Raw genomic sequence first — 26,587 nt, forward strand, 5'->3', positions numbered from 1 at the left:
GGGTGGGTGCCTGGCTGCGCAAGAAGCCGGTCGATGACGTGAATCCGGACGACGTGCCGACCGGCCAGATTCCGGCGGCGATCATCGCCGAAGCGGATGGCGAGACTTCGCCGTCCGAGGGAACCGAGGCCGTCGATATCGCGTCGAAGACCGATGTGGAGTCCACGACCACGGGTCCGGCCGACCTCGAACAGGCTCTCGCGGACAGGCAGGCGCTGATCCAGCTGTGCCTGTACGCCCTCGATCGCGCCCGCAGCGGCGGCGTCGTCGAGCGGCTCGAACACGGGCTCGCCGGGATCGGCGTCCGTGCCCTGCGCCCGGACGGCGAGCGGTTCGACCCCGCCGTCCACGAGGCGGGTGGCGCGATCGCGACCGAGGATCCGGCGCTCGAAGGGCTCGTCGCGGAGACCGAGGTGGTCGGTTTCGCCGATCACGAGCGGGTCCTGCGCGCGCCGATCGTCATGGTCTACGCGAAGAAGGCCCTGTGACGGCTCCGAGCGCGGCGGCCAACCTCCCGGCGGTCGTGAAGAGCACGCGCGAACAACTGCTCACCGTCGTCCGCGAAGCCGATCCTCAGGCCGCGAAATGGGTCGAGGACATCCGGAAGGCGCGGCCGAAGAAGCCGTCGGTCGTGGTGGTCGGCGAGACCAACCGCGGCAAGAGCTCGCTGGTGAACGCGCTCCTGTCCATGCCGGGACTGTCCCCTGTGGACGCCGACGTCGCCACGGCGACCTATCTCGTCTTCGAGCACGGCGAGCAGTGGTCCGCGCAGGCCTGCTACCCGGGCCAGCTGGCGCCGGTGCCGATCAACCTCAACGAACTGATCCACTGGGTTTCGGCCGCGCACGAGCTGCCGGCCGGGCAGATCCCGCCGCGCTACGTCGAGGTCTCGGGTCCGGTCCCGCTGCTCGAACGAGTGTCCATTGTGGACACGCCGGGTGTCGGCGGGCTCGATTCGATGCACGGTGAACTGGCGAAGGAGGCCGCCGCCGGCGCCACCGCGCTGCTGTTCGTCGTGGACTCGTCGTCGCCGTTCACCGCGCAGGAGCTGCAATTCCTGCAGGACATGGGCGAACGCGTCGAGACCGTGCTGTTCGCGCTCACCAAGACCGACCAGTTCCGCGGCTGGCGCGAGGTTCTCGAAGCCGACCGGCGGCTGCTCGCCGAGCACGCCCCCCGGTTCGCCGACGCGGTGTTCCACCCGGTTTCCGCGCGTATGTTCGAGACGGCGGCCAAGGCCCCGAACGAGCAGATGGCCACGATGCTGCGCGAGAAGGCCGGGATCGCCGCGCTGCAGGGCGCGTTGCAGGAGATGCTGGTCGGCCGCTCGGCGATGCTGGGCGAGGCCAACACCCTGCGCGCGCTGTCGAGCGCGCTCGGCGAACTCAAGGCGAAGCTCCAGGCGGAAAGCCGCGCGCTGTCCGCCGGTGAGGCCGAGGCCGAGCAACTGCGCCAGCGCCGCGACGACCTGACCACCGAACGCCGGTCTTCGACGCGGGGCTGGCAGCTGAAACTGCGCGCGGAGATTCAGCGGACCCGGGTCGAGGTCGGGCACGAGACCAGCAGGCAGATGCGCGACGCGTCGACGCATTTCCGTCAGCTGATCGACGGCGCGAAACGGGACGCCCTCGCCGCGCTGCCCCAGCAGGTCGACATCGCGTTGCAGACGACGTCGCAGCGAATCTCGATGCTGCTCTCGCAGCGGCTCAACCAGGTCACCAACGTCGCGCTTTCGGAGTTGTTCTCGCCCGAAGAGCTCGCGATCATCCGCGGCCAGTTCGCCAGGGCGGGCGGGCCGCCGGTCGTGCTGCGCCCGCCGGACAAGAAACCGCCGACGGCCGAGGACAAACTGCTCATCTTCATGGGGGTTTCCGGTGGTCTGGGCGCCGGGAAGGTCGCCGCGCTGCCGCTGGCGGGCGTCGCGATCCTGAACCCGGTGATCCTGCCTGCCACGATCATCATCGGCCTCGGCGCCGGCTGGTGGATGGCGCGGACCCGCAAACACGCGTCGGACAAGCAGCATATGAAGCAGTGGCTGGTCGAGGCGATCGCCGACGCGCGGTCCACGCTGGACCAGCTCGTCGCGGAGCAGCTGATCGAGGCCGAACAGCAGCTGTCGATGGCACTCGACGAAGCACTCGGCCGCCGCATCGACGCGATCGAGGCGGAGCTGAAGGAAGTCGACAAGACGATCAAGATGGGCGCGCAGGAACGGGCGAAGAAGATCTCGGTCGTCGCGAAGCGCCTGAAGGACGTCTCGGACGGTCGCGATCGCGCCGAGGCACTGCTCGGTCGCATTCGGTCACTGCGCGACAATCAAGCGTGACCCGGGACCCGCGCAAAGTCCCTTCCCGCCACTGCCCCCGCAGAAGGGCGCCGTAGGAAGCTGATCCTCGGCGTCGTGCTCGGAATCGTCGGGCTGGTCTTCCTCATCGGGGTCGTACTCACGAAGTAGCCACCGGAACCGAACCGGCCTACGGTGAGTCATAAGCTTCGACACACCAGCAGGTCAACGAGGGGGTTATCCCATGTGGGTCGACGAGAGCGGCGGCACGGACACCGAGTCGGGCTCCACCGAAGCGGTCACCGTCCACGTCGACGGTGAGGAGTACCAGGCCGAGCTCAACTACGACCTCGACAAGGACGGCGTCAACGACGCCGCGGTCATCCAGCACGAGGACGGCACCGGCCAGGCGTTCGTCGACACCGACGGCGACGGCGAGGCCGACCAGTACGCGGTGCTCGACGAGAACGGCAAGGTCGTCCAGGAGGCGATCTACGACGAGGCCTCCGGCTCCTGGGTCGAAGCGGGTGGCGGCGGCAACGACGACGGTTCCGACGCGGGCACCAGCGGCACGATGCACGCCGACATGCCCGGCGGCGACGTCGAGGTCGGCCCGCCGACCATCGACACCGACGGTGACGGAACCCCCGACACCGCCGTCGTCCAGACGGAGGACGGCCGCACGATCGCCTTCACCGACAAGGACGGCGACGGCAGCGCCGACATCGCGGTGGAGACCGACGCCTCCGGCAACTCCAAGACCTACGAGCACACCGGGCCCGGCCAGTGGACCGAGGTCGGCAGCGGCGTGGTCAACAACGACATCGGCGCGGCCTTCGCGACCGTCCCGGCGACCGCAGGCGACGCGGCAGCCGACCCGGCGGGTGACGCGGCGTGGGGTGGCGCGGGCACCGAAACACTCGAAGGTGTGGCGAAGATCGATTCCGCCACCGGTCAGTGGATCAGCCCCAACTGATTCCCGAAATGGCCTGGACCAATACAAGAATGGTCCAGGCCAATTCAAAGCGGTGATTCCTGTAATCCTGGTCACAGAACAGCCCGGTACGGCACCTCGTACCGGGCTTTCCCATGTCCGATTCGCCCGGCCGCTGTGCCATCGGTCACCGGAAGAATTTCTGCGTATGGCCCATTCCGGTGATACTGAATCGATTCCCTTATCGTTCTTGTGAGAGAACCGACAGGTCAGCTCTCGGTTACCTGCCGGTCATCCGGCTACTCTCGGGGAATCCCAAAACCCGCACACCGGCCTTCCCGCCGGTGTGCGAAGCCATTCGGTCGCCGGCATCGAAGCCCGCATCGGAACAGCGTCGTTCCCGGTGTGGGCTTCTGCCGTCGGAAGTCAGGAGTAGAGATGACCGCAGTCGCCATCCCCGGACTGGAAAATGCGCCGACGACGCACAGTGGCGTGCTGTCCTGGGTCCGGGAGGTCGCCGAACTGACCACTCCGGACCGCGTGGTGTGGGTCGACGGGTCCGACGAAGAGGCCGCGCGCATCAACGCCGAGCTGGTCTCCGCCGGCACGTTCGTGCAGCTCGACGCGAAGCCCAACTCGTACTGGGCCGCTTCCGACCCGAATGACGTCGCCCGCGTCGAAGAGCGCACCTTCATCTGTTCGCAGGACGAATCCGACGCCGGTCCCACCAACAACTGGATGGACCCGGCCGAGATGAAGGCCACGATGACCGAGCTGTACCGCGGCTGCATGCGCGGTCGCACGATGTACGTCATCCCCTTCTGCATGGGCCCCCTCGGAGCCGAGGACCCCAAGCTCGGCATCGAGATCACCGACTTCGCCTACGTCGTCGCCTCCATGCGCGTGATGACCCGCGCCGGCAAGGCCGCGCTGGACAAGTTCGTCACCGAGGACGGCACCGAGCGCGAGTTCGTCCCCGCCCTGCACTCCGTCGGCGCGCCGCTGGAGCCGGGCCAGGAGGACGTCTCGTGGCCGTGCAACACCACCAAGTACATCTCGCACTTCCCCGAGACCCGCGAGATCTGGAGCTACGGCTCCGGCTACGGCGGCAACTCGCTGCTGGGCAAGAAGTGCTACTCGCTGCGCATCGGCTCGGTCATCGCCCGCGACGAGGGCTGGCTGGCCGAGCACATGCTGATCCTCAAGCTGATCTCGCCCGAGGACAAGGTCCACTACGTCGCGGCGGCGTTCCCGAGCGCCTGCGGCAAGACCAACCTCGCCATGCTGCAGCCGACCATCCCCGGCTGGCGCGCCGAGACCCTCGGTGACGACATCGCGTGGATGCGGTTCGGCGAGGACGGCCGCCTGTACGCGGTGAACCCCGAGTTCGGTTTCTTCGGCGTCGCGCCGGGCACCGACTGGCACACCAACCCCAACGCGATGCGCACCATCGAAAAGGGCAACACGGTCTACACGAACGTCGCGCTCACCGACGACGGCGACGTCTGGTGGGAGGGCATGGGCGAGAAGCCCGCGCACGCCACCTCCTGGAAGAAGCAGGACTGGACGCCGGAGTCGGAAGAGAAGGCCGCGCACCCGAACTCGCGCTACTGCACGCCGATGTCGCAGTGCCCGATCCTCGCGCCCGAGTGGGACGACCCGCAGGGCGTGCCGATCTCGGCGATCCTGTTCGGCGGCCGTCGCAAGACCACGGTCCCGCTGGTGAACGAGGCCCGCGACTGGCAGCACGGCGTGTTCATGGGCGCCACCATGTCGTCGGAGACCACCGCGGCCGCCGCCGGCGCGGTCGGCAACGTGCGCCGCGACCCGATGGCCATGCTGCCGTTCCTCGGCTACCACGCCGGTGACTACTTCAAGCACTGGCTGGACCTCGGCAAGAACGCCGACGCGGACAAGCTGCCGAAGATCTTCTACGTCAACTGGTTCCGCCGCGGCGACGACGGCCGCTTCCTGTGGCCGGGATTCGGCGAGAACTCGCGGATCCTGAAGTGGGTCATCGACCGCGTCGAGGGCAAGGGCAACGCGAACGAGACCCCGGTTGGTTTCGTGCCGAAGGCCGAGGACCTCGACACCGAGGGCCTCAAGGAGCCGCTGGCCGACATCCAGGCCGCGCTCGACGTCTCCGCCGAAGAGTGGCGCCAGGAACTGCCGCTCATCGAGGAGTGGTTCGAGAAGATCGGCGACAAGGTCCCGGCTTCCCTGCGTGACGAGCTCGACGCGTTGAAGCAGCGCCTCGGCTGATCGCCCGAACGCCGGAGAAGGCCTCATCCTCGGAGTCATTCCCGAGGATGAGGCCTTCTTCTTTCGGTCTCGGTACCGTGGCCGCATGGTCAAATTCGGCGTCAACATGGTGGTCCCGGAGACCCGTGCGGCGTGGGTCGAGAAGTGCCGCAAGGCCGAGGACCTCGGATTCGACGTGATCGGCGCGGCCGACCATCTCGGCATGGCGCCGCCGTTCCCGGCACTGGTGCTCGCCGCCGAGGTGACGAGCCGTCCGCGGCTCAACACCTTCGTCATCAACACCGCCTTCTACAACCCGGTGCTGCTGGCCCGCGACGTCACCGGCACGGACCAGTTCACCGAGGGCAGGCTGGAGCTCGGCCTGGGGGCCGGTTACGTGAAAGCCGAATTCGAGGCGGCGGGCATGGAGTTTCCCCGCGCCGGAAAGCGCGTCGATCATCTCGAAAACACCATCAAGGTGCTCAACCGGCTTTATGCCGACCTGAACCACAAACCGCCGGCGGTGCAGAAACCGGGCCCGCCGCTGATGATCGCCGGACGCGGAGACCGGTTGCTCACGCTCGCCGCCCAACACGCCGACATCATCGGATTCACCGGCACGGCGGCCGTTCCCGACGGCGGCGCGCTCGCCGTCGAAGACGCGGCCGGAATCGAAGAACGAGTGGACTTCGTCCGCGGAAAGCTGGCCGGACGCGAGGCCGAATTGAATATCCTCTCGCATTTCGTCGCGGTGGTCGAAGATCGGCGAGAGGGTTTGGAGAGTCTGCGAGAGCTGCTCGACGGCAAGCTCACCGTCGACCAGCTAGCCGAACTTCCGACGGCACTGGTCGGCACCCACGCGCAGATCGCCGAACAGATCCTGGCGCACCGCGAGCGGTTCGGTTTCACCTATTTCACCGTGCTGGAGCACAACATGGACGCGCTCGCGCCGGTGATCGAAGCGTTGCGCGGCCGATGATCGACGTACGCGGGCTCGGCATCCAAGCCGGGGAGCACTGGCTGTTCGACGGACTCGACTTCGAGGTCGAGGCGGGCGAATGCGCCGTCATCGTCGGCCCCAACGGGGTCGGGAAATCGACGCTGTTGCGGTGTCTGTACGGAATTCAGACGCCGCAGCGGGGCCGCGTCGTCGTCGCGGACGGTAAACCCGACGAACGCGAAGTTTCCTTCCGCCGCAAGGTTTCCGTGTTGTTCGACGATTCCGACTTCTTCGCCGAGCTGACCCCGCTCCAGCATCTCGAACTGCTGGAGGGCTCGTTCGGTGCCGATCTCGGCGATTTCGACGCGCTTCTGGCGGACGCGGGACTTTCCGAACGCGCGAAGGTCACCGCGGGCAAGTTCTCGGCCGGGCAACGCCGTCGTCTGCTGCTCCTCGGCGCGACCGCGCGGCCGCACGACGTCCTGCTGCTCGACGAGCCCGAACGGGCGCTCGATGCCGCCGGGAAGGAGTGGCTGACGTCGTTGATCAAGCGGTCGACCGACGCCGGGGCGGCCGTCGTCGTGGCCACGCATCATCCCCCGCTGCTCGAAGCGGCCGACTCCACTCTCGAGCTCTGCTGATGCCTTCTCGGCGGAAAGGAGTGCCTCGAAGGTGGTGACCACGAAGGCCCCCACGCACGTCCCGGGACGACAGCGATTCGGCGGCCTGTTCAACGGCGACTACCAGACCTTCCTGGCCCTGTTCGGTTTCGGCGCGCTGTTCACCGCGTTCCAGAACCTGCCGAAGCTCCGGGATTTCCTTTTTGGACAGTCCGTTGTGGACTTCCCGGCGGTCTTCGGGCTGCTGATCGTGCTGTGCGCGATGTTCTGGCGCGGCCTGCTGCGCCGCGGTTTCGTCTGGGCCGAGCCGGCGGCGCTGACGTGGATGGACTTCGCCCGCGTCGACAGGCGCCGAGTCGTCGTCAAGCGGATGTGGACGCTCTGGGTCGGCCTGGTCCTGGTGGTCGGCTACACCGGCGCGCTGGTCACCGCGATCGGCGACGGCACGAAGGACGTATGGATCGCGATGGCGGCGTTGACCGTCTCCGGGGCGATCCTGGCGGCGGTCACCGCGCGGCGGACGGCGATCCGCGGGGAAACGCTCGCGCCGGTCGTGCTCGCCGTGGCCGGTCTGGCGTTCGCCGCAGCGGGCTGGGGGCCGATCGCCGTCGAGGCGCTGGCCGGCGCGCTGTTCGTGTTGGCGGTCGCGGTGGCCTTCGGCGGCGAGCCGACGTCCGGGGTCGGCCGTCAGGAGCTCGTCGACGGCTGGAACGCGCGGCTCCTGCGGGCGATGGCCGCGGTCTTCATGGACCCCATGCTGCTGATCCCGGAATCGAAGCCGGTGCCGTGGCTGTCGCTGCGGCGTCCGACGACACTGCGGCTCGCGTGGGCCGGGGTGCTCGGCCGGATGCGCTACGCGGCGGCCAGTGTGGTGATCGCGTGCCTGGTCGGCATCGCGCACCTGGCCTTTCCGGCGATCCCGGCCGCGCCGCTCTTCACGCTCGGCGCGTACGCGGCGCTCGTGCCGTTCGTCGGCGGGCTCGGCGAACTGTGGCGCAACCCCGGCCGCCGGCGGTGGCTCGGCGCGTCCGACTGGGAGTTGCGGCTGGTCAACGGCCTGGTGATCGCGCTTCTCGGCCTCGTCTGGGGGACCCTGCTCGGCGTGGTGACGCTGGCGCTCGGGGTGGTCCCGGGCTGGCCGGTGTGGCTCGCGATCCCGCTCGCCGTCGTCGCCGCGGCGCGGACGGCGACCCGGCCGCCGATGAACTACTACGTCAGCGGCGGGGCCGCCGGGTTCCAGGCTCTGCGCGGCGTCGACGTGCTCGTCGTCGGGGCCGTCTTGCTCAGCGTGATCGCCTGAGATCACCCATTCCCGCGTTCGGATCGTTCGAAAACTCCGAACGCGGGTTACCCTCGATGCGACGAAAGGAGCACGAGTGGGCGGCGGGCACGCACCGGGAAAGGGGCGGCGGGCGACCAGCGAGTTCCCCGCGGGCTGGACCGACGAGCAGATCATCGCGGTGATCAAGGACGTCGCGAACGATCCGAGCGAACCCCGCGTCAGACAGCACAACGGCCGCTGGCGCTGCGCGGGCGAACGGTACGGCGTGCACCTGATCGTGCTGGTCGAGGACAACGGCAACGTCAAGACGGGTTATCCGGTGGCGGGCCCCGGCGTGGTCCGCAATCCCGACACCGCCGCCGACCCGGCGAACCCGACCGTCGCCGACCTGGCCGACGGCCGGATCAGCTTCTTCGGTGAAAGCCTGCTCGACCAGATCTCCGACCGCGTCGCGCCGGACGTTCTGGCGTTCTACCGCACCTTGCACTGGTCGGGTGAGTGGGAAGAACTGGCCGACGTCCTCATCGCGCACGCGATGAAGGAGAACCTGCATCTCGGCGTGGACGAATACGCCACGCTGGAGAGCCTGCTGAACAGCTTCGACCTGCCGATCGACGGCTTCCTCTACCTGAACGACCGGGCCCACGCCCTGGCCACCCTGCGCCGCTAACTCGCTTCCGCGACCCGCTCGGCGCCGCCCTCGGCGGCCGCGCGCAGCGCGTCCAGCGGCAGCCCGATGGCGTCCGCGATCGCCATCACCGTGAAGAAGGCGGGCGTCGGGATCCGCCCGGTCTCGATCTTCCGGAGCGTCTCGACCGAGATCCCGGCCTCCGCCGCGACCTCGACCATGCTTCGTGACGACGCCGCGCGCGCGTCCCGGAGCGCCAGCCCCAGCCGCTCGCCGCGTTCGCGTTCCTCGTCCGTCAACGGCACTCGCACCATGGCGCCAATACTAATACCGGCCCGGCCGGAACTCCCGAGTTACGCCCCCAATCACGCGAGAGACGCCTCCGATCACGCGAGTTCCATCCAGACGCCCGAGTTGTCCCCACCGAGTTACCCCCAGCCTGTGGACAACTCTGTGCACAGGTCGTGGACAACCCAAGAAAAGGGCCCCGCCGAGCCGAAGCTCGACGGGGCCACAATCCCTAGTGGCCTCAGGCGCCCGCGGGCACCGGAAGTGGGAGTCCGGGGAGACTCTGGTCGTTCGGCACCTTGCCGTCGACGAGGTAGTCCTCCACGACCTTGTCCACACCCGCGTTGCCGCCGGCGTAGATACCGTGGTCACCTTCACCGGTCACGGTGATCATCCGCGAGCCGGCGAACGCGCGGTGCGCACGGGTCGCGCCCTCGAGCGGGGTCGCCGGGTCGTGCACCGACTGGACGATCAGCACCGGCGGGACGCCGCGGCCGTCGAGCTTCGGCAGGTCGACCGGCTTGTTCTTCCAGAAGATGCACGGCTGGATCAGCCAGCCGGCACCGAGCAGCGGCAGATCGCGGTCGATCAGCTTCTGCGACTGGCGGATGACGCTCTGCCGGTTGCCGGTCCACTTGCCCTCGTTGCAGGGGATGGACCAGAAGCTGGCGTTGTAGGAGTCACCGTCGGTCGGGACGAACAGCGGCTGCGGGCCGATGACGCCGTCACCGTCCACCGTCTCGGCCTTGACCTTCTGCGCGGCCGCGGCCTTCTGCTGCTGCGTCGAGGTGCCCTCGGTCAGCGTCTTCAGGTTGACCAGGTAGTCGGCCAGCACGGTGAAGTTGCGCTTCGCGTAGAGGTACGACGCGATGGTCGAGTCGAGGGCGTTGGCCGAAACCGGGACGCCGTCCACCTCGACGGGGTTCTGCGTCAGCGCGAAACGGACCTTCTCGTAGGTCTGGCGCGCGGCTTCACCGGTCTTGCCGAAGCCGTAGACCTTGTCGTACTTGCCGATCCACGGCAGGAAGTCCTGACGCCAGCGGCGCTCGAAGCCGAGCGGCTGCCAGTCGAACGAGTTCTGCCAGGTGGTGGTGAACTCGGTCGCGGAGTCGAGCAGGAAGCGCCCGGTCCGGGTGGGGAACTGCTGCGCGTAGTGCGCGCCCATCCAGGTACCCGCCGAGTAGCCGACCCAGTTGATCTTGTCGCGGCCCAGCAGGACACGCAGCAGGTCGATGTCGCGGATGGTCTGCGCGGTGTTGATGAGCGGGCCCAGCTCGCCCGACTTCACCTGGCAGGAGTCCGCCGCGTACTTGGTGGCGTCCAGGATCAGGTTGAGGTTCGCCCGGCTGCGGTCGCGCGGGTCGAGGTCCGAGCCGGTGCCGATCGCGTTGCCGCAGGTGATGTTCGTGCTCTTGCCGGTGCCGCGCGGGTCTAGACCGATGATCTCCTGGTTCGCGCGCAGCTTCGTCTGGTTACGCAGACGGGCCGGGAAGTTACGGCCCGGAGCGCCGGGGCCACCCGGGTTCGTGATGACGCTGGCCGTCGCCTTGCCGCTGGTGGCGGCGAGGCGGCTGACGGCGATCGTCAGGTCGATGGCCTCGTTCGTCTTGTACCAGTTACGCGGCGCGCGGTAGGTCGCACACTCGATGTTCTCGGCCCCCGGAGGCGGCGCGGACGGCAGCTCACTGGCGGTGCACTTGTGCCAGTCCAGCTTCTGGTCCGCGTACTTCGCCGGAATGTTGGTGGAGTTCAGCGACTGCTGCCCGGCAGCCTCCGGACCTGCGAACGCAGGCGTGAACCCGGCCAGCATGGTGCCGGCGACAGCCGGGATCACCACCGCATAGCGGAGTTTCTTCATCCGATGCCCCTTTGATCTTGCGTGCGAAGTTCCTGTTCGCGACTTGCGGCTATTGATATCCGCCGGGGAGACCGACGGCAACCGCCCTTCGTCGTATGAGGCGCCGCTGATCAAATCGATATCGGGCACGCGTGACCCGGACGGGGGAGAGGTTCTAGGGTCATCGGGACCATCCGGGGGTACGGGAACGTTAGGTGAGGTCCGATGGCGTCAGGTAAGGCAGACGGGAAGGTGAGGGGCTTTCAGTTCAGCCCCTGGAACCTCCTGTTGATCATCCCGTTGCTGGTGCTGATCACGTCCTTGTTCAATTCGGACGGTCCCCGGCTGTTCGGGATGCCGTACTTCTACTGGTTCCAATTCGTGTTCGTCGCGGTCGGTGTCCTGTGCACCTGGATCGTCTTCGTGATGACGAAGGACAAGCCGACCAGTGAGCGTCCCGACCGGCTGTCCGTGGACGAGCTCGACGAGGGGGACGTCAAGTGACCAACATCCAATGGCCCGAGCTGATCATCTTCACGATCCTCTTCGCGGTGGTCACCGTGCTCGGCTTCGTCGCGTCGCGCTGGAAGGCCGGCAACACCCTCGACCACCTGGACGAATGGGGTCTCGGCGGCCGCAAGTTCGGCTCGTGGATCACCTGGTTCCTGCTCGGCGGCGACCTCTACACGGCTTACACGTTCGTGGCCGTCCCCGCGCTGATGTTCAGCGCCGGCGCGATGGGCCTGTTCGCGCTGCCGTACACGATCATCGTCTACCCCATCGTATTGATGCCCGCGCTGCGCATGTGGTCGGTCTCGCGTGTCCGCGGCTACGTCACACCCGCCGACTTCGTCCGCGGCCGCTTCGGTTCGCCGACGCTGGCGCTGCTGATCGCGATCACCGGCATCATCGCGACGATGCCGTACATCGCGCTGCAGCTCGTCGGGCTCGAAGCGGTGCTGCGGACCATGGGCATCAACGGCTCCGGCATCGTCGGTCACCTGCCGCTGCTGGTCGCCTTCGTCATCCTGGCGGTCTACACCTACCAGTCGGGTCTTCGCGCGCCCGCGCTGATCGCGTTCGTCAAGGACATCCTGATCTACCTCGTGATCATCGTCGCGATCATCTACCTGCCCTCGAAGCTCGGCGGCTGGTCGGAGATCTTCAGCGCGGCCGATGCGAAGTTCGACAAGTCGCCATCCCCGTCGGACGGCATCCTGCTCAACGCGAACAACCAGTTGCAGTACGCCACGCTGGCACTCGGTTCCGCGCTGGCGCTGTTCCTGTACCCACACTCGCTCACCAGCGTGCTCGCCTCGCGCGGCCGCAGTGTGATCAAGCGGAACATGGTCGCGCTCCCGGCGTACTCGCTGGTCCTTGGCCTGCTGGCGTTGCTCGGTTACGTCGCGATCAGCGCGTCGGTCTCGCCGATCACCAACAACGCGACCGGCAAGCCCGACACGAACACCGTCGTCCCGGTGCTGTTCGACACGCAGTTCTCGTCGTGGTTCGCCGGGATCGCGTTCGCCGCGATCGGCATCGGCGCGCTGGTGCCCGCGGCGATCATGTCGATCGCGGCGGCCAACCTGTGGACCCGCAACATCTACAAGGAGTACATCAAGAAGGACGCGACACCGGGCCAGGAGGCGAAGCAGGCCAAGCTCGCTTCGCTGATCGTGAAGTTCGGCGCGGTGGCGTTCATCCTGTTCATCGACCCGCAGTTCTCGATCGACCTGCAACTCATCGGCGGGGTGCTGATCCTGCAGACGCTGCCGGCGGTCGCGATCTCGCTGTACACGCGGTGGTTCCACCGCTGGGGCCTGATCGCCGGCTGGGTGGTCGGCATCGGCTGGGGCCTGATCATGCTCTACAACATCCCCAACCCGGCGACCGGCAAGGCGCACTTCGGTGGTTCGGCGCTGAAGCTCGGCGATTTGTCGATCTTCGGCTGGCACCCGCTCAGCGGCTCGCAGCTGCAGATCTACGTCGGCTTCGTGGCGCTGATCGCGAACCTGCTGATCGCCGTGATCTTCACGGTGATCGCGCGGCGGTTGAAGGTCTTCAACGGCACGGACGACACCGACGCCGCGGACTACCACGCCGACGAACACGACAAGGATCTCCGCGAAATCGGCGTCCACTAGCCGTTTTCGGTGGAAGGGGCCGCGTCCTGCCGGGACGCGGCCCCTTCTTTTGGAAGTTTCAGCATTACCGCGGTCGCCGCCAGGTAGAGGACGAGGCCGTTCAGCAGGTGCCACAAGAAGTGCGTCCCGGCGGGGAAGCTCCCGCAGACCGTGTGGTCGGCCGTGCGGAACGACAGGGACAGCCCGAAGACGCCGGCGGCCACGGCGAACCTGCGGCGGTCTGCACCCCGGAGAATGAGCGCGAAGATCACCAGCCCGATCAACGCCGAGAGGTACAGCCCGCCGCCCAGCGACGCGACGACGGCGGTGAAGGCGAGGAACACGGGGATACCAAGCCAGGCCAGCCTCCGGCCGACGCCGAAGAACACGTGAGGGAACACGGCGGCGTAGTACAGGACGAACACCAGGATGAAGCCGGTGTCGGCGGCCGCGGACCAGCGGGTGGCGAGCAGGTGGAACGCCGTGCTGCCAAGGAACACCAGCCCGATGAGGACGCCGAACACGCGGCCTTTCGGCTGCCGCCAGACGGCGATCGCCGCGATCAGGAACGCGAGATTACTGAGGCTGTTGAGCGGCTCGCCCCAGAGCCCGGGGGCGAGGCGTTCGCAGTAGCCGTCGACGTACGCCGTCCAGTTCACTCCCCCAGATAACCCTGCCCGCGTGAACTGCGGATGTCTTCGACTTCGCCGCCTCCGCTTTCGGGTCGCGGACGTGCGTTGCTGCTTCCGCTTTCGGGTCGCGGACGTGCGTTGCTGCTTCCGCTTTCGGGCCGCTGAAGCACGTTGCGAAAGCCACTTTCGCAACCTTCAACGTTGCGAAAGTGGCTTTCGCATCACCTCCCCTGCGCGCCCCTTGCCGAGCTGTCCACACCCACCCACCGTTGTGCACAACTCGCCCCCGAAACCCTCCGGTCCCCACCCCGCGACACCCCCTCCCGATACGCTGGTGCGGGGCGCGCCCCCTGGGAGTGGTGGGGGGTGGGGTACACGCGGAGATCGACAAAAGTGCTGGTCAGGGAGTTGTCGTGCAGGCCGTCAGGCGCCGGGTGAGGAAGCGCCGTTGCGGTTCCGAGCAGGGCAGCGCGAGCGCTCTCCGGTAGTGCTCCGCGGCTCGCGCCGGGTCTCCGGCCCGCAGCCACAGCGCGCCGAGGACGGCGGGCAGCAGGGTGTAGTCCGGCAGGTCGGCCTCGATGGCTTCGAGTTCGGCGATCGCCGAAGTCAAAGCACCGTCCACCATCGAAAGCGCGATCGCGCGGTTCAGCCGCGCCACCGGTGACGGCCGCAGCGCCAGCAGGTCGTCGTAAAGGCCGACGATCCGGCGCCAGTCCGGCGGTGAAGCCGTACTGTGGCACAGCGCGATCGCCGCCTCGACGTGATAGGCCGACATCTCCGGCCCGGTGCACGCCCGCTCGAACAGCCGCGTCCCCTCGGCGATCATGGCGTGGTCCCAGCGGTCGCGGTCCTGCTCGTCGAGCAGCAGCAGGTCACCGTCCCGGTCGACCCGCGCGGGCAGCCTGCTTCCCTGCAGCAACATCAGCGCGACCAGCGCCCGCACCCTCGGCAGATCCGTCTTCGGCTCGGCCAGCAGCAGCCGCCCCAGCCGGATCGCCTCCCCACACAGTTCGCCGCGCACCGCGACCTCTCCGGTCGTCGCGTCGTAGCCCTCGTTGAAGAGCAGATAAAGCACGGCCAGCACACTGTCCACTCTGGACTCCAGGGCGTCCGGCCCCGGCAGGGAAAGCGGCTTCCCCGAATCCCGCAACCACTTCTTCGCCCGCACGAGCCGCTGCGCCACCGTCGCCGGTTTCGTCAGCAGGGCCGCCGCGATCTCGTTCACCCCGAGCCCGCCGACGGTCTTCAGCGTCAGCGCCACCTGCGAGACCGTCGGCAGCGCGGGATGACAGCACAGCAGCATCAACACGAGTTCGTCGTCGGTCCCCCGGCCAGCTTCGTGACCGTCGAGTCCCACGAGCCGCGGCAGCAGGGTGCGCAGGGTCTGTTCGCGACGGACGACGTCCATCGCCCGGTTCCGCGCGGCCCGGAACAACCAGCCCTGCGGGTTGTCCGGAACTCCGGCCTGCGGCCAGGTGCGCAGCGCCTGTTCCAGCGCGTCGGCGACGGCCTCTTCGGCCAGGTCCAGCCGTTCGGGGCCGAGCGCCCTGGCCAGCGTGGCGACGATCCGCCCGGCACTGTGCCGGAACAGATGCTCCACCACGCCGGCCGGGCGGCTCATGACGGCGTCAGTCCTCGCAACCGCGTTCGCCGACCTTGCGCACCTCGATCGGCCCGAACGCCAGATGCGGATGCGTCGCGAAGATCTTCTCCGCCTGATCGAGGTCCGCGGCCTCGATCACCTGGTAGCCGCCGACGATCTCGGTGGCCTCGGTGTGCGGGCCGTCGGTCGCGCCGACCTCGCCGCCGGAACCGCGCAACACCCGGCCACTCCTCGACAGTCCGCCGCCGCCGACGAAGCGGCCCTCCTTGGTGCGTTCGTCAGCCCAGGCCATGTAGCTCTCGAGCACACGTTGCGCTTCGTCGGGGCCGAGGTGGTCGTGCGAGTCCGTCGTCGAACGGATGAATCCGATGTAGTGGGGCATGGCGTCCTCCTTGGGAATCGATGGCCCCTAGACGAACGAGCCCTCGGCAAATCGACATCAGTAGCGGAAGAGCCGGTCCTGCCGGACTTCGCGCACGCACGGCTGGTGGGGCGCGAAGGTTTTCCCGGTCAGGATCATGCCCGGCGTCAGGTCGTCGATGAAAGCGATCGAGCCGACCCCGACCACGGACCGGCGGTCGCAGGCGGGGCAGTAGACGACGAACACCTCACAGCTCCAGCCGCCAGGTCTGCCCGGTCAGCTGGTAACCGAAGCCCGTGATCGGCTCTTCGCCGACCAGCTGGAAGCCTGCCTTCCGGTAGATCGCCAGCGCCGCGTCCAGCAGCGAGACCGTCCAGAGTTCCATCGCCCGGTAGCCGGCTGCCCTCGCGAACTCGACACATTCGGCGACCAGGCGTTTCCCGACGCCACGCCCCCGCGCGGCCGGTTCCAGGAGCAGCATCCGCAGCCTCGCGGTGGTGTCGTCTTCGGCGGGCATGCAGAAGATGCTGCCGACGCGCTCCCCGTCGAGTTCGGCGATCCAGCCCGCTTGGCGTGGGTCTCCGCGCCTGTCGACGTACTCCGCGACAACGCGGGCGACGAGTGCTTCGAAGCGTTCGTCCCAGCCGTACTCGCGGGAGTAGAGGGCGCCGTGACGGTGGACCACCCAGCCGAAGTCGCCCGGCCGGGGCGGGCGCAGGACCAGCGCGGGGTTCGAGGCGCGCTCACCGACCAGCGACGAGATCGTGTCCATGGCGCCGAGCAGCCGCTCCTGGTCGTCTTCGCCGAATTTGCCGAGCAGCGAGCCGATCCGGCCCACCGACCGCTGGTCCAAGACGGCGAAGGCCTTGCGGCCGTTCTCGGTCAGCCGGACGATCTGACGGCGAGCGTCCTCGTCACTGCGCTCGCGGGTGAGGAGGCCTCGTTCCTCGAGCCTCGCGAGCAGCCTGCTCGCGTATCCGGCGTCGAGGTCGAGACGTTTGCGCAGGTCGGTGACCTGGGTCTGCTCCTGCTGCGCGAGTTCGAAGATGACCCTGGCTTCGCTCAGGGAGTACTCGGCGTCGGCCGGTCCTTCGTCGAGGACGCCGATCACGCCGGTGTACAGGCGGTTGAAGGCCCGGACGGTCGCCACCCGGTCCGCGGATCGATTCATTTGACCTCCGCAACAGATTCGTTGACTGAGTCAAGTGTTACTCCGCGAAGCGGTGAAGGCAAGAAATCTTTCGGGGATGGACATATGGAAACCCCGTGATGCTGCCAGGTCGGGGGTCCGCCAGCATCACGGGGTCGTAATGGGTATCGACGCCACGTTCAGCGGCGTTACACCTCACACACTATGTGTCGTAGGTCACTCGAATGGGCGACACCTACAACGGTTGTGGTCGGTCAGCGCATGTGCGTGTGACGCGCCTGAGAGATAGCGATGAGCTCCTGACGAACGGTCGCGGTGGCCGCGGTGTCGATCGCCCGGTTCAGGGCCCGGCGAGTGCGAGCCTCGGCGCGACGGGCACGGAGCTTGGCGGCGATGTTGTTCATCGGTTTTGTCATCCCCTTGGGAGTAGATCTTGCGTCTTCGTGGCTGTGCTTCTAGTATGCACCCTTTTTCACAAGGAAGCCAACGATTATCCGGTGACTTGGCACACTTGCCGATGAATCATCGGCAACTAGAGCGTAAAACCGGAGAGATTTGGTGGCGCCGGTCACTTCTTGATAACGCTGAAGGCGTGGCAAAGCGACGGTAGGGTTCTCTACCGCTTTCTAGCGTTGAGAAAATAAAGCCGAAGAGAGGCCTAGTCCCGGCCGAGCAGGTAGTGACCGAAGTGCGGGACGGTGAAGGCGATGTGGCCGCGTTCCGCGGAGTACACCAGGCCCTTCTTCATCAGGCTGTCCCGCGCCGGTGACAGTGACGAAGGCTTCCGCCCCAGGTAGACGGCTACATCGGCGGTACCGGCGGACTCGTCCCGGCCTTGGGTCAGCTCGGCCATCGCGAGCAGGTACTCGCGTTCGGCCGGCGTCGCGCGCTCGTAGCGGGAGCCGAAGAAGCCGACCGCGAGCTCCGCTTCGGCCTCCGGAGCGGCGACCTGGACGTCCTTCACGGTGATCGGATCCGCCGGCGCGGCATCCCAGGCGGCCTTGCTGTAGGCCTGGATGAAGTACGGATATCCGCCCGACGCGTCGAACAGGGCGTCCAGCGCCTCCGGTTCGATGCCCGCGTCCTCGCGTTCGATGGGCGCCATCACCGCGAGGTCGGCGTCGTCGCGCTCCAGCCGGTCGATACGCGCGTAGCGGAAGAGGCGTTCCGAGTACGACTTCGACGCCGAAAGGACGGCGGGCACGTGCGGGAGCCCCGCGCCGACCACGACCAGCGGCGCCCCGGACTGCGAGAGCTCGTGGCAGGCGGCGCAGAGCGCGGAAACGTCCTCCGGCAGCAGATCCTGGATCTCGTCGATCAGCAACGCGACCCCGGTGCCGACGTCGGCCGCCAGCTCCGCCACCTCGGTGAACAGCTCGACCAGGTCGATCTCGATGTCACCCGAATCGGCGCGGCCCTGCGCGGCGGGCACGTCGATGCCCGGCTGCCAGCGGTCACGGAGCTTCGCGTCCGGTTTGTTGGCACGCAGCGCGAACGCCTTGAGCACGCCGAGCACCTGCTCGACCCGGTCCGGCGCGCGATGGCGGACGGCGAGGTCGCGGATCGCGCGGTGCAGCGCGGCCGACAGCGGCCGCCTGAGTTCGGTGTCCGGGCGGGCCTCGATCTTGCCCGCGCCCCAGCCGTGCTTGATGGCCCGCGAGCGCAGCTCGCCCAGCAGTACGGTCTTCCCCACGCCACGCAGGCCGGTCAGCATCAGGCTGCGTTCGGGTCTTCCGCGGGCGACCCGTTCGAGCACGACCTCGAAGGCCTGAAGCTCGCGCACGCGGCCTGCCAGTTCGGGCGGCCGTTGACCGGCGCCGGGGGCGAAGGGGTTGCGGATGGGATCCACTCTCACACGCTATCGGCGTTTCTAGCGTGGACCCGATATTCCGCCATAGAGGGATAGGCGTGTCGCGACGGGTTACTCCGAGTGGACGGGTCTGCAGCCCCGTCCCCCTTTCTTAGTCGCTCAGGTTGCGCTCGGCGTAGATCGCCATCGCGTCGCGGATGTACTCCGCGGTGCCTTCGCCGTGCTTCTCGTCGTACTGCCCGTAGCGCGGGTCGTCGACGTACAGCTGCCCGAGACCGGCGAAGTAGCCCTTCGAGACGGCCCGCACGGCCGGCCGGAGCCACTCGTACAGCCGCTGCGTGATCGCCTGGGCCTCGTCGCCGTCGGCGGGCAGACCCTTGGCGCGGGCCTCACCGAAGGCGGCGGCGATGTCCTTCTGTTCCTGTTGGTGCGCCTTCTTGTCCTCGGCGCTCAGCGACTTCCACCACCGGTCACCCTGCTTGTAGGCGTCGGCGCCCCAGCGTTCGGTGACCTCCTTTTCGTACTTCGCGTGGTCGAAGCCGTCGAACACTTCCGTTGCCATCAGCTGTTCACCTCTCTCTGTCTTCTTCAAGGTCGTCCTGACCGATTCGATCTGCCGACCGAGCCGCTGGCGCTCCTGCTCCAGCCACTTCAGGTGCGTGCGCAGCGCCGCTGTCGTGTCCTGTTCCCCTTCGAGGACTTCGCCGATCGCGGGCAGGCTCAGCCCGAGTTCGCGAAGCAGCAGGATTCGTTGCAGCCGCACCAGCGCGTCCTGGTCGTAGTAGCGGTATCCGTTACTCCCCACCCGGCTCGGTTCGAGCAGCCCGATGTCGCCGTAGTGGCGCAGCGTCCGGCTCGTGGTCCCGGCCGAGCGGGCGATGTCCTGGATCGACCACTCCTTCTCGTTCGGCATGTCCACGAAGGTAGAGGTTGACGTTGCGTCAAAGTCAATCGAAGTTCACCCGTCCGTGGCATGGTGCACGAATGAAGACATTCGCGCTGGTCATCGCCGCTGCGCTGACCTTGACGACGGCCGGGGTCGCCGACGCGCATCCGCGTCGCGCCTTCGACATCCAGGCCCACCGCGGCGGGCTCGGCCTCACGGTCGAGAGCACCCTCGCGTCGTTCGGCAAGGCGATGGAGCTGGGGGTGACCACGCTCGAACTCGACCTCCAGATCACCAAGGACGGCCGCGAGGTGATCACCCACGACCGCAAGACGACAGCCGCGAAATGCCGCGACACCGCGCCCGCGACACCCGGCGACCCGGCGTATCCGTACGTCGGCAAATACGTGAAGGACCTGACGTTCGCGCAGGTCCGCACGCTGGACTGCGGTTCGCTCCGGCAGTCCGCGCATCCCGGCCAGACGCTCTCCCCCGGCGCCAAGATGCCGACGCTCGCCGAGCTCTTCCAGCTCGCCCGCGACCACCGTGCCTGGGGCATCGAGTTCAACATCGAGACCAAGGTCGAGGCCGCCGCGCCGCACGAGACGGCGCCGCGTGAGCAGTTCGTCCAGCGGGCGGTGCGCGAGATCGTGCGCGGCGGCTTCGCGCACAACGTCTCGATCCAGAGCTTCGACTGGGGCGCGCTGATGCGGTTTCGCCAGGTCGCGCCCTGGATCCCGACCGTCGCGCTGACCCAGCCCGAGTTCCTGCAGGTCGGTCAGCCGGGCAAATCACCGTGGCTCGGCGGGCTCGACATCGACGACTTCGGCGGCAGCCCCGTCCGCGCGGTGAAGTCGTTCGGCGCGAAGGCCCTCTCGCCGGTGCACGGCAACCCGCAGGGCGGCAAGGTCGGCGACCCGGACTACCGGCCGTTCACGACGAAAGCGCTGGTCACCGAGGCGCACCGGGCGGGGATCAAGGTCGTGCCCTGGACGATCGACGACCCGGCCACCATGCACAAGCTCATCGACGACGGTGTCGACGGCATCATCACCGACTACCCGGACCGGCTGCGGCAGGTCGCGGCCGACCGCGGGTTCAAGCTGCCCAAGGCGTATCGAGCCCGCTAGGAAAATCTAGGCCCGTCTAGTGTCAGAGAAATATTCTTGGATACACCGTTAGCGCGGTTGGGTGACGTGGCGGGCGGGAAGACTGGGGTTAGGTTTGTTTCCCGGGTCCGGATCAGAAAGGTTACGACCGTGATTCTCCGTCGCGTCGCACGACCGCTCCTCGCCGCGATCTTCATCTCCGGTGGGATCGGCGCGCTGAGGGACACCCAGGGGCACGCCAAAGCCGCGGAGCCGTTCCTCACCGAGTCCTTCGACAAGCTGGAAGGCGTGGTGCCGGCGTCGGTGCCGCGTGACCCTGCCACCCTCATCCGCATCGACGCCGCGGTGAAGGTCGGCGCCGGGGTCGCGCTCGCCGCGGGCAAGGCGCCGCGCCTGGCTTCGCTGCTGCTGCTCGGCAGCCTCGTCCCGACGACGCTGGCCGCGCACCGGTTCTGGGAGATCAAGGAACCGGCCGAGCGTCAGCAGCAGCAGATCCAGTTCATCAAGAACGCCGGCCTCGCCGGTGGCCTGCTGCTGGCCGCCGCCGACACCGCGGGCAAGCCATCGCTCGGCTGGCGCGCGAAGCGGGCTGCCTCCAAGACGGAGAAGCACGCCGAGAAGCTGGCGAAGAAGGCCGAGAAGGCCATCACGAAATAACGCCCGCATTTAGTCCTCTGGATGCGTCTCGCATCCAGAGGACTAAATGCGTGGGGTCATGAGGTGAAGGCCTCGATGTCCTCCGCCTCGACGACCGTGCGCACCTCGACCTCGATCTCGTCGAACAGCGCGGCGTAGGACTCGGCGAACGAGACGGCCTCGGCCAGATCCTTGGCGTTGATCAGCGCGAACCCGCCGATGACCTCCTTGGCCTCGGTGAACGGGCCGTCGGTCGCGGTGATCTTGCCGCCGCGCCCCTTGCGGACCTTCGCGCCCCGCTCGGACGGGTGCACCCCCTCCGCCGTGATCAAGATGCCCTTCTCGAACGAGTCCTCGATGAAGGCGCCCATCTTCTCGATGAACTCCTTGCTCGGGTTCCAGGCTTCCGGGGCGCTCTCGTCGAGCCGGTGCATCATCAGAAACCGCATCGCTGCTCCTCAGTGTCTTGGCGGGGCTGTTTCTACCCCGCCTTCACCGACGCGTCGAGCGGCTCGACGGCGGTTCGACATTTCGTTCAGAAAGATTCCCGGTGGCGTGATCAGACGGACGACACGTGTGATCAGACGGACGACACGTGTGATCAGACGGACGACACGTGTGAGGCGAGCAAGGAGCACGCGACCCTAGCGGCTCGCGACCTTCTTGTACTGGGCCGTCGCGAGCGGCGCGAAGATCGCGATTATGGCGACGCAGCACAGGATCGCGTACAACGACGCGTTCTCGGCGGGCCAGCCCGTCGGCGCCGCGCCGAAGCGGTTTCCGAACAGGTCGCGGGCCGAGTTGATCACCGCGGTGAACGGGTTCCAGTCGGCGATCGCCTTCAGCACGCCCGGCAGCTTGTCCGCCGGGACGAACGCCGTCGAGATGAAGCTCAGCGGGAACATCCACATCAGCCCGGCGCTCTGCGCCACCTCGACGCTGCGCGCGACGAGCCCGATCCACGCTCCGACCCAGGACAGCGCCCACGCGAACATCAGCATCACCAGGTAGCCGAGCACCGCGTCGAGGAAGCTGCCGCGGATCCGCCACCCGACGAGCAGCCCGCACAGCGACATGACGACCAGCGCGACCACGCTGATCACCAGATCCGACGTCGTCCGGCCGAAGATCACCGCGAGGCGGGAGATCGGCAGCGAACGGAACCTGTCGATGATGCCCTTCTGCAGGTCGTTCGCGAAGCCGATCACGGTGAACGCCGAGTTGAACGCGACCGTCTGCGCGAAGATGCCCGCGATCAGGAACTCGCGATACGCGAGGCCGCCCGCTTCCCCGCCGATCGCGTCGCCGAAGACGTACGCGAACAGCAGCACGAACATGATCGGCTGCAGGGTCGCCGCCATCAGCCAGTCCGGGTTGCGCTGGACGTTCTTGAGGTTCCGCCAGGTGATCACGCCACCGTCGGAAAAGGCCTTCGCGACCGCGCTCACTTCTTGTCCCCCTCGTCCGTGGCGTGCCCTGTCAGCGAAAGGAAGACGTCGTCGAGCGTCGGCCGGTGCAGCGCGACGTCCTGAATGGCGACGCCGTGGCCGTCCAGCCGCCGCAGCGCCTCGATCAACGCCTTTGGCCCGCCCTCGACCAGGACGTCGACCTTGCGGGTGTGCTCGTCGACCGACGGCGTCCCCGAGCCGACCTCGGTCAGCACCTGCGTGGTGAGGGCGAGGTCGCTCGTGTTCGCCACGACCAGTTCCAGCCGCTCGCCGCCGATCTCCTGCTTGAGTTCGTCGGCAGTGCCGCGCGCGATGACCTTCCCCTTGTCGATCACCACGATCGAGTCGGCGAGCTGATCGGCCTCCTCCAGGTACTGCGTGGTCAGCAGCACCGTGGTGCCGTCGGCCACGAGCTCCTTGATGACCTCCCAGGTGTCGATCCGGCCGCGAGGGTCGAGCCCGGTGGTCGGTTCGTCGAGGATCACCACGGTCGGCTCGGCGACCAGCGCGCCCGCGAGGTCGAGCCGTCGCCGCATACCACCGGAGTACGTCTTGGCGGGGCGGTCCGCCGCGTCCTCCAGCCGGAACCGGGCGAGCAGCTCACGCGCCCGGGACTTCGCCGCGGCCTTCTTGCTCCCGTACAGCCTGCCGACCATGTACAGGTTCTCGAACCCCGTGAGGTTCTCGTCCACGGCGGCGTACTGCCCGGACAGCCCGATGGACCGCCGGACGGCGTCGGGGTTGGCCAGCACGTCGTGCCCGGCCACCTCCGCCTCGCCGGAATCCGGGCGGAGCAGCGTGGTCAGGATGCGGACCGTCGTCGTCTTCCCGGCGCCGTTCGGCCCCAGGAGGCCCAGCACCTTGCCCGTCGGGATCGACAGGTCGACCCCGTCGAGCGCCCGGGTGGACCCGTAGGTTTTGACCAGCGCTTTCGCCTGAACTGCGAACATGCGGCCAACCTAGACCCGGGCACCGACAAAGGCACCCGGGTTTTTCCCCGATCCGCTGCGGGCGAACGCTACTTTTCGAGAATCGCCGTGACGCCCTGGCCGCCGGCGGCGCAGATCGAGATGAGTCCGCGGCCGGATCCCTTCTCGTTCAACAGCTTCGCGAGCGTGGCGACGATGCGGCCACCGGTCGCGGCGAACGGGTGCCCGGCCGCCAGCGAAGAACCGTTGACGTTCAGCTTCGCCCGATCGATGGAGCCGAGCGGCTCGTCGAGGCCCAGCTTCGACTTCGCGAACTGCGGGTCCTCCCACGCCTTGAGGGTGGCGAGCACCTGCGACGCGAAGGCCTCGTGGATCTCGTAGAAGTCGAAGTCCTGCAAGGTGAGCCCGGCGCGCGTGAGCATCTGCGGGACGGCGTACGCGGGCGCCATCAGCAGGCCTTCGTCGCCGTGGACGTAGTCGACGGCCGCGGTCTGCGAGAACGTCAGGTACGCGAGCACCGGCAGCTTCCGCGCCTTCGCCCACTGCTCGGTCGCGAGCAGGACCGTCGACGCGCCGTCGGACAGCGGCGTCGAGTTGCCCGCGGTCATCGTGCCGTCAGGACCACCGAAGGCGGGCTTGAGCTTCGCGAGCTTCTCGACGCTGGAGTCCGGCCGCAGGTTCTGGTCGCGGGCCAGCTTCAGGTACGGCGTCACCAGGTCGTCGAAGAAGCCCTTGTCGTACGCGGCGCCGAGGCGCTGGTGGCTGGTCGCGGCGAGTTCGTCCTGCGCCTCGCGCGTGATCTCCCAGACCTTCGCGGTCAGCGCGGCGTGCTCGCCCATGGACAGGCCGGTGCGCGGCTCGGAGTTGCGCGGGATCTCGGGGACGATGTGGCCGGGGCGCAGCTTCGCGGCGAGCTTCAGCCGTTCGGGGAGCGTCTTCGCGGCGTTGAGCTGCACGAGGATCTGGCGCAGGTCGTCGTTGACCGCCAGCGGCGCGTCGGACGTGGTGTCGACGCCGCCCGCGATGGCCGAGTCGATCTGGCCGAGGGCGATCTTGTTGGCGACGTTGACGATCGCCTGGAGGCCGGTGCCGCACGCCATCTGCACGTCGGAGGCGGGGGTGGCGGGGTTCAGCCTGCTGCCGAGGACGCTTTCGCGGGCGAGGTTGAAGTCGCGGGCGTGCTTGAGCACGGCGCCGGCGGCGACCTCGCCGATCACCTCGTCCTGCAGGGAGAAGCGGCTGACCAGGCCGTCGAGGGCGGCCGTGAACATGTCCTGGTTCGACGCTTGCGCGTACGGACCGTTCGAGCGGGCGAAGGGGATCCGGTTGCCGCCGATGATCGCGACCTTGCGCACGGGTGCCGTCCTTTTCGTGGCCATTTTTTCCACTCCTCCGTAGGCTCTCTCACACTGTAACCTACTAGCGAGTAGGTTAGAATGCGACGTGATGCAAACTGCACGGGAGGCATGCAATGGCTGACAGGTACCAGCAGTTCACGAAATCCCCGGTGGGGAAGTTCGTGGTGCCGAAGCTCGGCCTGCCGAATCCCGCCACGCTGCGCCGGTACAAGCCCGGCCAGCCCCCTCTCGAGGGTCCCGCACTTCTCGGTGCCGCGCCGGGCGGTCGCCTCGAAAAGGTGATCGAGGCGCAGCTGCACCGCGCGGGCATCGAGGTCCTCTCGACGGCCGCCGACAAGCACGCCGCGCTCGTCTTCGACGCGACAGGCGTGAAGGACCCGAAGCAGCTTCGCGAGGTCTACTCCTTCTTCCACCCGGTGATCCGGAGCGTCGGGTCGTCGGGCCGCGTCGTCGTCCTCGGAACCCCACCGGAGTTGGTCGAAGGACACGAGCGGATCGCCCAGCGCGCGCTCGAAGGCTTCGTGCGCTCCGTCGGTAAGGAACTGAAGCGCGGCGCGACCGCCCAGCTCGTGTACGTCGCCGAAGGCGCCGAAGAGGCCACTGAGTCCACGCTCCGGTTCCTGCTGTCGGCGAAGTCCGCCTTCGTGGACGCCCAGGTCATCCGCGTCGGCACCGAGACCAAGACCGCCTCCGCCCCGGCCGACTGGGCGAAGCCCCTCGAAGGCAAGGTCGCCCTGGTCACCGGCGCTTCCCGCGGTATCGGCGCCGCCATCGCCGAGGTGCTGGGCCGCGACGGCGCCCACGTCGTCGCGCTCGACATCCCCGCGCAGGGCGCGGATCTGTCCAAGGTGGCCAACAAGGTCGGCGGTTCGTCGCTGCAGCTGGACATCACCGCCGCCGACGCGCCGGACAAGCTCGCCGAGTACCTGACCACGCGCCACGGCGGCGTCGACATCGTCGTGCACAACGCGGGCATCACGCGGGACAAGACGCTCGGCAACATGACCGAAGGCGGCTGGGATTCGGTCATCGCGGTCAACCTCGCCTCGCAGCTCGCGGTGAACGAGAAGCTCGTGACCGACAAGGTGCTGCACGAGAACGGCCGCATCATCGGCGTCTCCTCGATCGCCGGTATCGCGGGCAACGTCGGCCAAACCAACTACGCCACCAGCAAGGCGGGCGTCATCGGCATGGTGAACGACGGCGCGCCGAAGCTCGCCAGGTACGAGGCACGTCCTCCCGCCGAGGGCCAATCGACGCAGTACGGCGGCACGATCAACGCCGTCGCGCCCGGTTTCATCGAGACCAAGATGACCGCCGCCGTCCCGCTGTTCATCCGGGAGGCCGGGCGGCGGTTGTCCAGCCTCGGCCAGGGCGGGCTCCCGGTCGACGTCGCCGAGACGATCGCCTGGTACGCGAACCCGGCTTCGGCCGCCGTCAACGGCAACGTGGTCCGCGTCTGCGGCCAGGCACTGCTGGGGGCATGAG

General features: G+C 67.9%; 27 protein-coding genes. 13 read left to right on the forward strand and 14 right to left on the reverse strand.

The annotated features are described in order from the left end of the window. The first annotated feature begins 2 nt into the window (after positions 1-2). The 8 genes from grpE (at position 3) to ACLJQ7_RS07620 (ending at position 8,971) form a co-directional block, all read left to right on the forward strand. Positions 3-488: a nucleotide exchange factor GrpE gene (grpE, locus tag ACLJQ7_RS07585; protein ID WP_410647410.1), complete on the forward strand. Its 486-nt coding sequence runs from the start codon at positions 3-5 to the stop codon at positions 486-488. Continuing rightward, the gene (locus ACLJQ7_RS07590; RefSeq protein ID WP_410647411.1) at positions 485-2,326 is read left to right on the forward strand and encodes a dynamin family protein; all 1,842 of its coding nucleotides are present in this window, start codon (positions 485-487) and stop codon (positions 2,324-2,326) included. The genes grpE and ACLJQ7_RS07590 overlap by 4 nt, the downstream gene beginning before the upstream one ends. 202 nt (positions 2,327-2,528) lie before the next feature. Next, positions 2,529-3,260 (forward strand): DUF6802 family protein, encoded by a 732-nt coding sequence (locus ACLJQ7_RS07595; protein WP_410647412.1) that lies wholly within the window; start codon positions 2,529-2,531, stop codon positions 3,258-3,260. A gap of 396 nt (positions 3,261-3,656) precedes the next feature. Continuing rightward, complete coding sequence (locus tag ACLJQ7_RS07600) at positions 3,657-5,480, forward strand: phosphoenolpyruvate carboxykinase (GTP) (protein ID WP_410647413.1); 1,824 nt, start codon at positions 3,657-3,659, stop codon at positions 5,478-5,480. Between the two features lie 85 nt (positions 5,481-5,565). After that, positions 5,566-6,438, forward strand: coding sequence for an LLM class F420-dependent oxidoreductase (locus tag ACLJQ7_RS07605; RefSeq protein ID WP_410647414.1), 873 nt, complete (start codon positions 5,566-5,568; stop codon positions 6,436-6,438). Further along, positions 6,435-7,040, forward strand: coding sequence for an ATP-binding cassette domain-containing protein (locus ACLJQ7_RS07610; RefSeq protein WP_410647415.1), 606 nt, complete (start codon positions 6,435-6,437; stop codon positions 7,038-7,040). The genes ACLJQ7_RS07605 and ACLJQ7_RS07610 overlap by 4 nt, the downstream gene beginning before the upstream one ends. Positions 7,041-7,071: 31 nt before the next feature. Next, positions 7,072-8,319, forward strand: a complete 1,248-nt coding sequence (locus ACLJQ7_RS07615; protein WP_410647416.1) for a hypothetical protein — start codon at positions 7,072-7,074, stop codon at positions 8,317-8,319. A 76-nt stretch (positions 8,320-8,395) separates the two neighbouring features. Beyond that, positions 8,396-8,971: an EndoU domain-containing protein gene (locus ACLJQ7_RS07620; RefSeq protein ID WP_410647417.1), complete on the forward strand. Its 576-nt coding sequence runs from the start codon at positions 8,396-8,398 to the stop codon at positions 8,969-8,971. On the opposite strand, the gene ACLJQ7_RS07625 is transcribed toward ACLJQ7_RS07620, so the two are convergent. Next, entirely contained in the window at positions 8,968-9,243 is a 276-nt protein-coding gene (locus ACLJQ7_RS07625; RefSeq protein WP_410647418.1) for a helix-turn-helix domain-containing protein, read from the reverse strand. The two genes, ACLJQ7_RS07620 and ACLJQ7_RS07625, sit on opposite strands and share 4 nt — an antisense overlap. Before the next feature lie 215 nt (positions 9,244-9,458). Further along, complete coding sequence (locus tag ACLJQ7_RS07630; protein WP_410647419.1) at positions 9,459-11,075, reverse strand: alpha/beta hydrolase; 1,617 nt, start codon at positions 11,073-11,075, stop codon at positions 9,459-9,461. Between the two features lie 204 nt (positions 11,076-11,279). Here ACLJQ7_RS07630 and ACLJQ7_RS07635 point away from each other — a divergent pair, with 204 nt between their 5' ends. After that, a complete protein-coding gene (locus ACLJQ7_RS07635; RefSeq protein ID WP_410647420.1) occupies positions 11,280-11,558 on the forward strand; it encodes a DUF3311 domain-containing protein in 279 nt (92 codons plus the stop codon). Beyond that, complete coding sequence (gene mctP, locus ACLJQ7_RS07640; RefSeq protein WP_410647421.1) at positions 11,555-13,198, forward strand: monocarboxylate uptake permease MctP; 1,644 nt, start codon at positions 11,555-11,557, stop codon at positions 13,196-13,198. Before ACLJQ7_RS07635 ends, mctP begins: the two co-directional genes overlap by 4 nt. Here mctP and ACLJQ7_RS07645 read toward each other — a convergent pair. The 8 genes from ACLJQ7_RS07645 to ACLJQ7_RS07680 form a co-directional block, all read right to left on the reverse strand. Then, positions 13,195-13,836, reverse strand: coding sequence for a hypothetical protein (locus ACLJQ7_RS07645; RefSeq protein WP_410647422.1), 642 nt, complete (start codon positions 13,834-13,836; stop codon positions 13,195-13,197). The two genes, mctP and ACLJQ7_RS07645, sit on opposite strands and share 4 nt — an antisense overlap. A 373-nt stretch (positions 13,837-14,209) precedes the next feature. Further along, entirely contained in the window at positions 14,210-15,430 is a 1,221-nt protein-coding gene (locus ACLJQ7_RS07650; protein WP_410647423.1) for an RNA polymerase sigma factor, read from the reverse strand. Positions 15,431-15,437: 7 nt separating this feature from the next. Then, positions 15,438-15,794, reverse strand: a complete 357-nt coding sequence (locus ACLJQ7_RS07655; protein WP_410647424.1) for a YciI family protein — start codon at positions 15,792-15,794, stop codon at positions 15,438-15,440. Positions 15,795-15,851: 57 nt separating this feature from the next. Beyond that, the gene (locus tag ACLJQ7_RS07660) at positions 15,852-16,019 is read right to left on the reverse strand and encodes a hypothetical protein (protein ID WP_410647425.1); all 168 of its coding nucleotides are present in this window, start codon (positions 16,017-16,019) and stop codon (positions 15,852-15,854) included. Between the two features lies 1 nt (position 16,020). Then, positions 16,021-16,944, reverse strand: a complete 924-nt coding sequence (locus ACLJQ7_RS07665; protein ID WP_410647426.1) for a GNAT family N-acetyltransferase — start codon at positions 16,942-16,944, stop codon at positions 16,021-16,023. A gap of 233 nt (positions 16,945-17,177) precedes the next feature. Further along, positions 17,178-17,327, reverse strand: a complete 150-nt coding sequence (locus tag ACLJQ7_RS07670) for a hypothetical protein (protein WP_007032374.1) — start codon at positions 17,325-17,327, stop codon at positions 17,178-17,180. 254 nt (positions 17,328-17,581) lie between these two features. Then, positions 17,582-18,772, reverse strand: coding sequence for an AAA family ATPase (locus ACLJQ7_RS07675; protein ID WP_410647427.1), 1,191 nt, complete (start codon positions 18,770-18,772; stop codon positions 17,582-17,584). Positions 18,773-18,884: 112 nt separating this feature from the next. Beyond that, the gene (locus ACLJQ7_RS07680) at positions 18,885-19,646 is read right to left on the reverse strand and encodes a MerR family transcriptional regulator (RefSeq protein ID WP_410647428.1); all 762 of its coding nucleotides are present in this window, start codon (positions 19,644-19,646) and stop codon (positions 18,885-18,887) included. Positions 19,647-19,717: 71 nt separating this feature from the next. Here ACLJQ7_RS07680 and ACLJQ7_RS07685 point away from each other — a divergent pair, with 71 nt between their 5' ends. Continuing rightward, positions 19,718-20,749 (forward strand): glycerophosphodiester phosphodiesterase family protein, encoded by a 1,032-nt coding sequence (locus ACLJQ7_RS07685; RefSeq protein WP_410647429.1) that lies wholly within the window; start codon positions 19,718-19,720, stop codon positions 20,747-20,749. Positions 20,750-20,878: 129 nt separating this feature from the next. Beyond that, complete coding sequence (locus ACLJQ7_RS07690; protein WP_410647430.1) at positions 20,879-21,385, forward strand: DoxX family membrane protein; 507 nt, start codon at positions 20,879-20,881, stop codon at positions 21,383-21,385. Between the two features lie 56 nt (positions 21,386-21,441). Here ACLJQ7_RS07690 and ACLJQ7_RS07695 read toward each other — a convergent pair whose 3' ends face one another. The 4 genes from ACLJQ7_RS07695 to ACLJQ7_RS07710 all read right to left on the reverse strand — a co-directional run bounded on the left by ACLJQ7_RS07695 (position 21,442) and on the right by ACLJQ7_RS07710 (position 25,120). Continuing rightward, positions 21,442-21,813 carry a YciI family protein gene (locus tag ACLJQ7_RS07695; RefSeq protein ID WP_410647431.1) on the reverse strand — a complete coding sequence of 124 codons (372 nt, stop codon included), beginning with the start codon at positions 21,811-21,813 and terminating at the stop codon, positions 21,442-21,444. A 195-nt stretch (positions 21,814-22,008) separates the two neighbouring features. Next, the gene (locus tag ACLJQ7_RS07700; protein ID WP_125779924.1) at positions 22,009-22,812 is read right to left on the reverse strand and encodes an ABC transporter permease; all 804 of its coding nucleotides are present in this window, start codon (positions 22,810-22,812) and stop codon (positions 22,009-22,011) included. Beyond that, positions 22,809-23,762, reverse strand: a complete 954-nt coding sequence (locus tag ACLJQ7_RS07705) for an ATP-binding cassette domain-containing protein (protein ID WP_410647432.1) — start codon at positions 23,760-23,762, stop codon at positions 22,809-22,811. The genes ACLJQ7_RS07700 and ACLJQ7_RS07705 overlap by 4 nt, the downstream gene beginning before the upstream one ends. Positions 23,763-23,830: 68 nt before the next feature. Beyond that, positions 23,831-25,120, reverse strand: coding sequence for an acetyl-CoA C-acetyltransferase (locus tag ACLJQ7_RS07710; RefSeq protein ID WP_410647433.1), 1,290 nt, complete (start codon positions 25,118-25,120; stop codon positions 23,831-23,833). A gap of 92 nt (positions 25,121-25,212) precedes the next feature. Here ACLJQ7_RS07710 and ACLJQ7_RS07715 point away from each other — a divergent pair, with 92 nt between their 5' ends. After that, positions 25,213-26,586 (forward strand): 3-oxoacyl-ACP reductase, encoded by a 1,374-nt coding sequence (locus ACLJQ7_RS07715; protein ID WP_410647434.1) that lies wholly within the window; start codon positions 25,213-25,215, stop codon positions 26,584-26,586. Position 26,587 lies beyond the last annotated feature (1 nt).

Source organism: Amycolatopsis sp. cmx-4-54 (assembly GCF_046548895.1).
Classification (GTDB): domain Bacteria; phylum Actinomycetota; class Actinomycetes; order Mycobacteriales; family Pseudonocardiaceae; genus Amycolatopsis.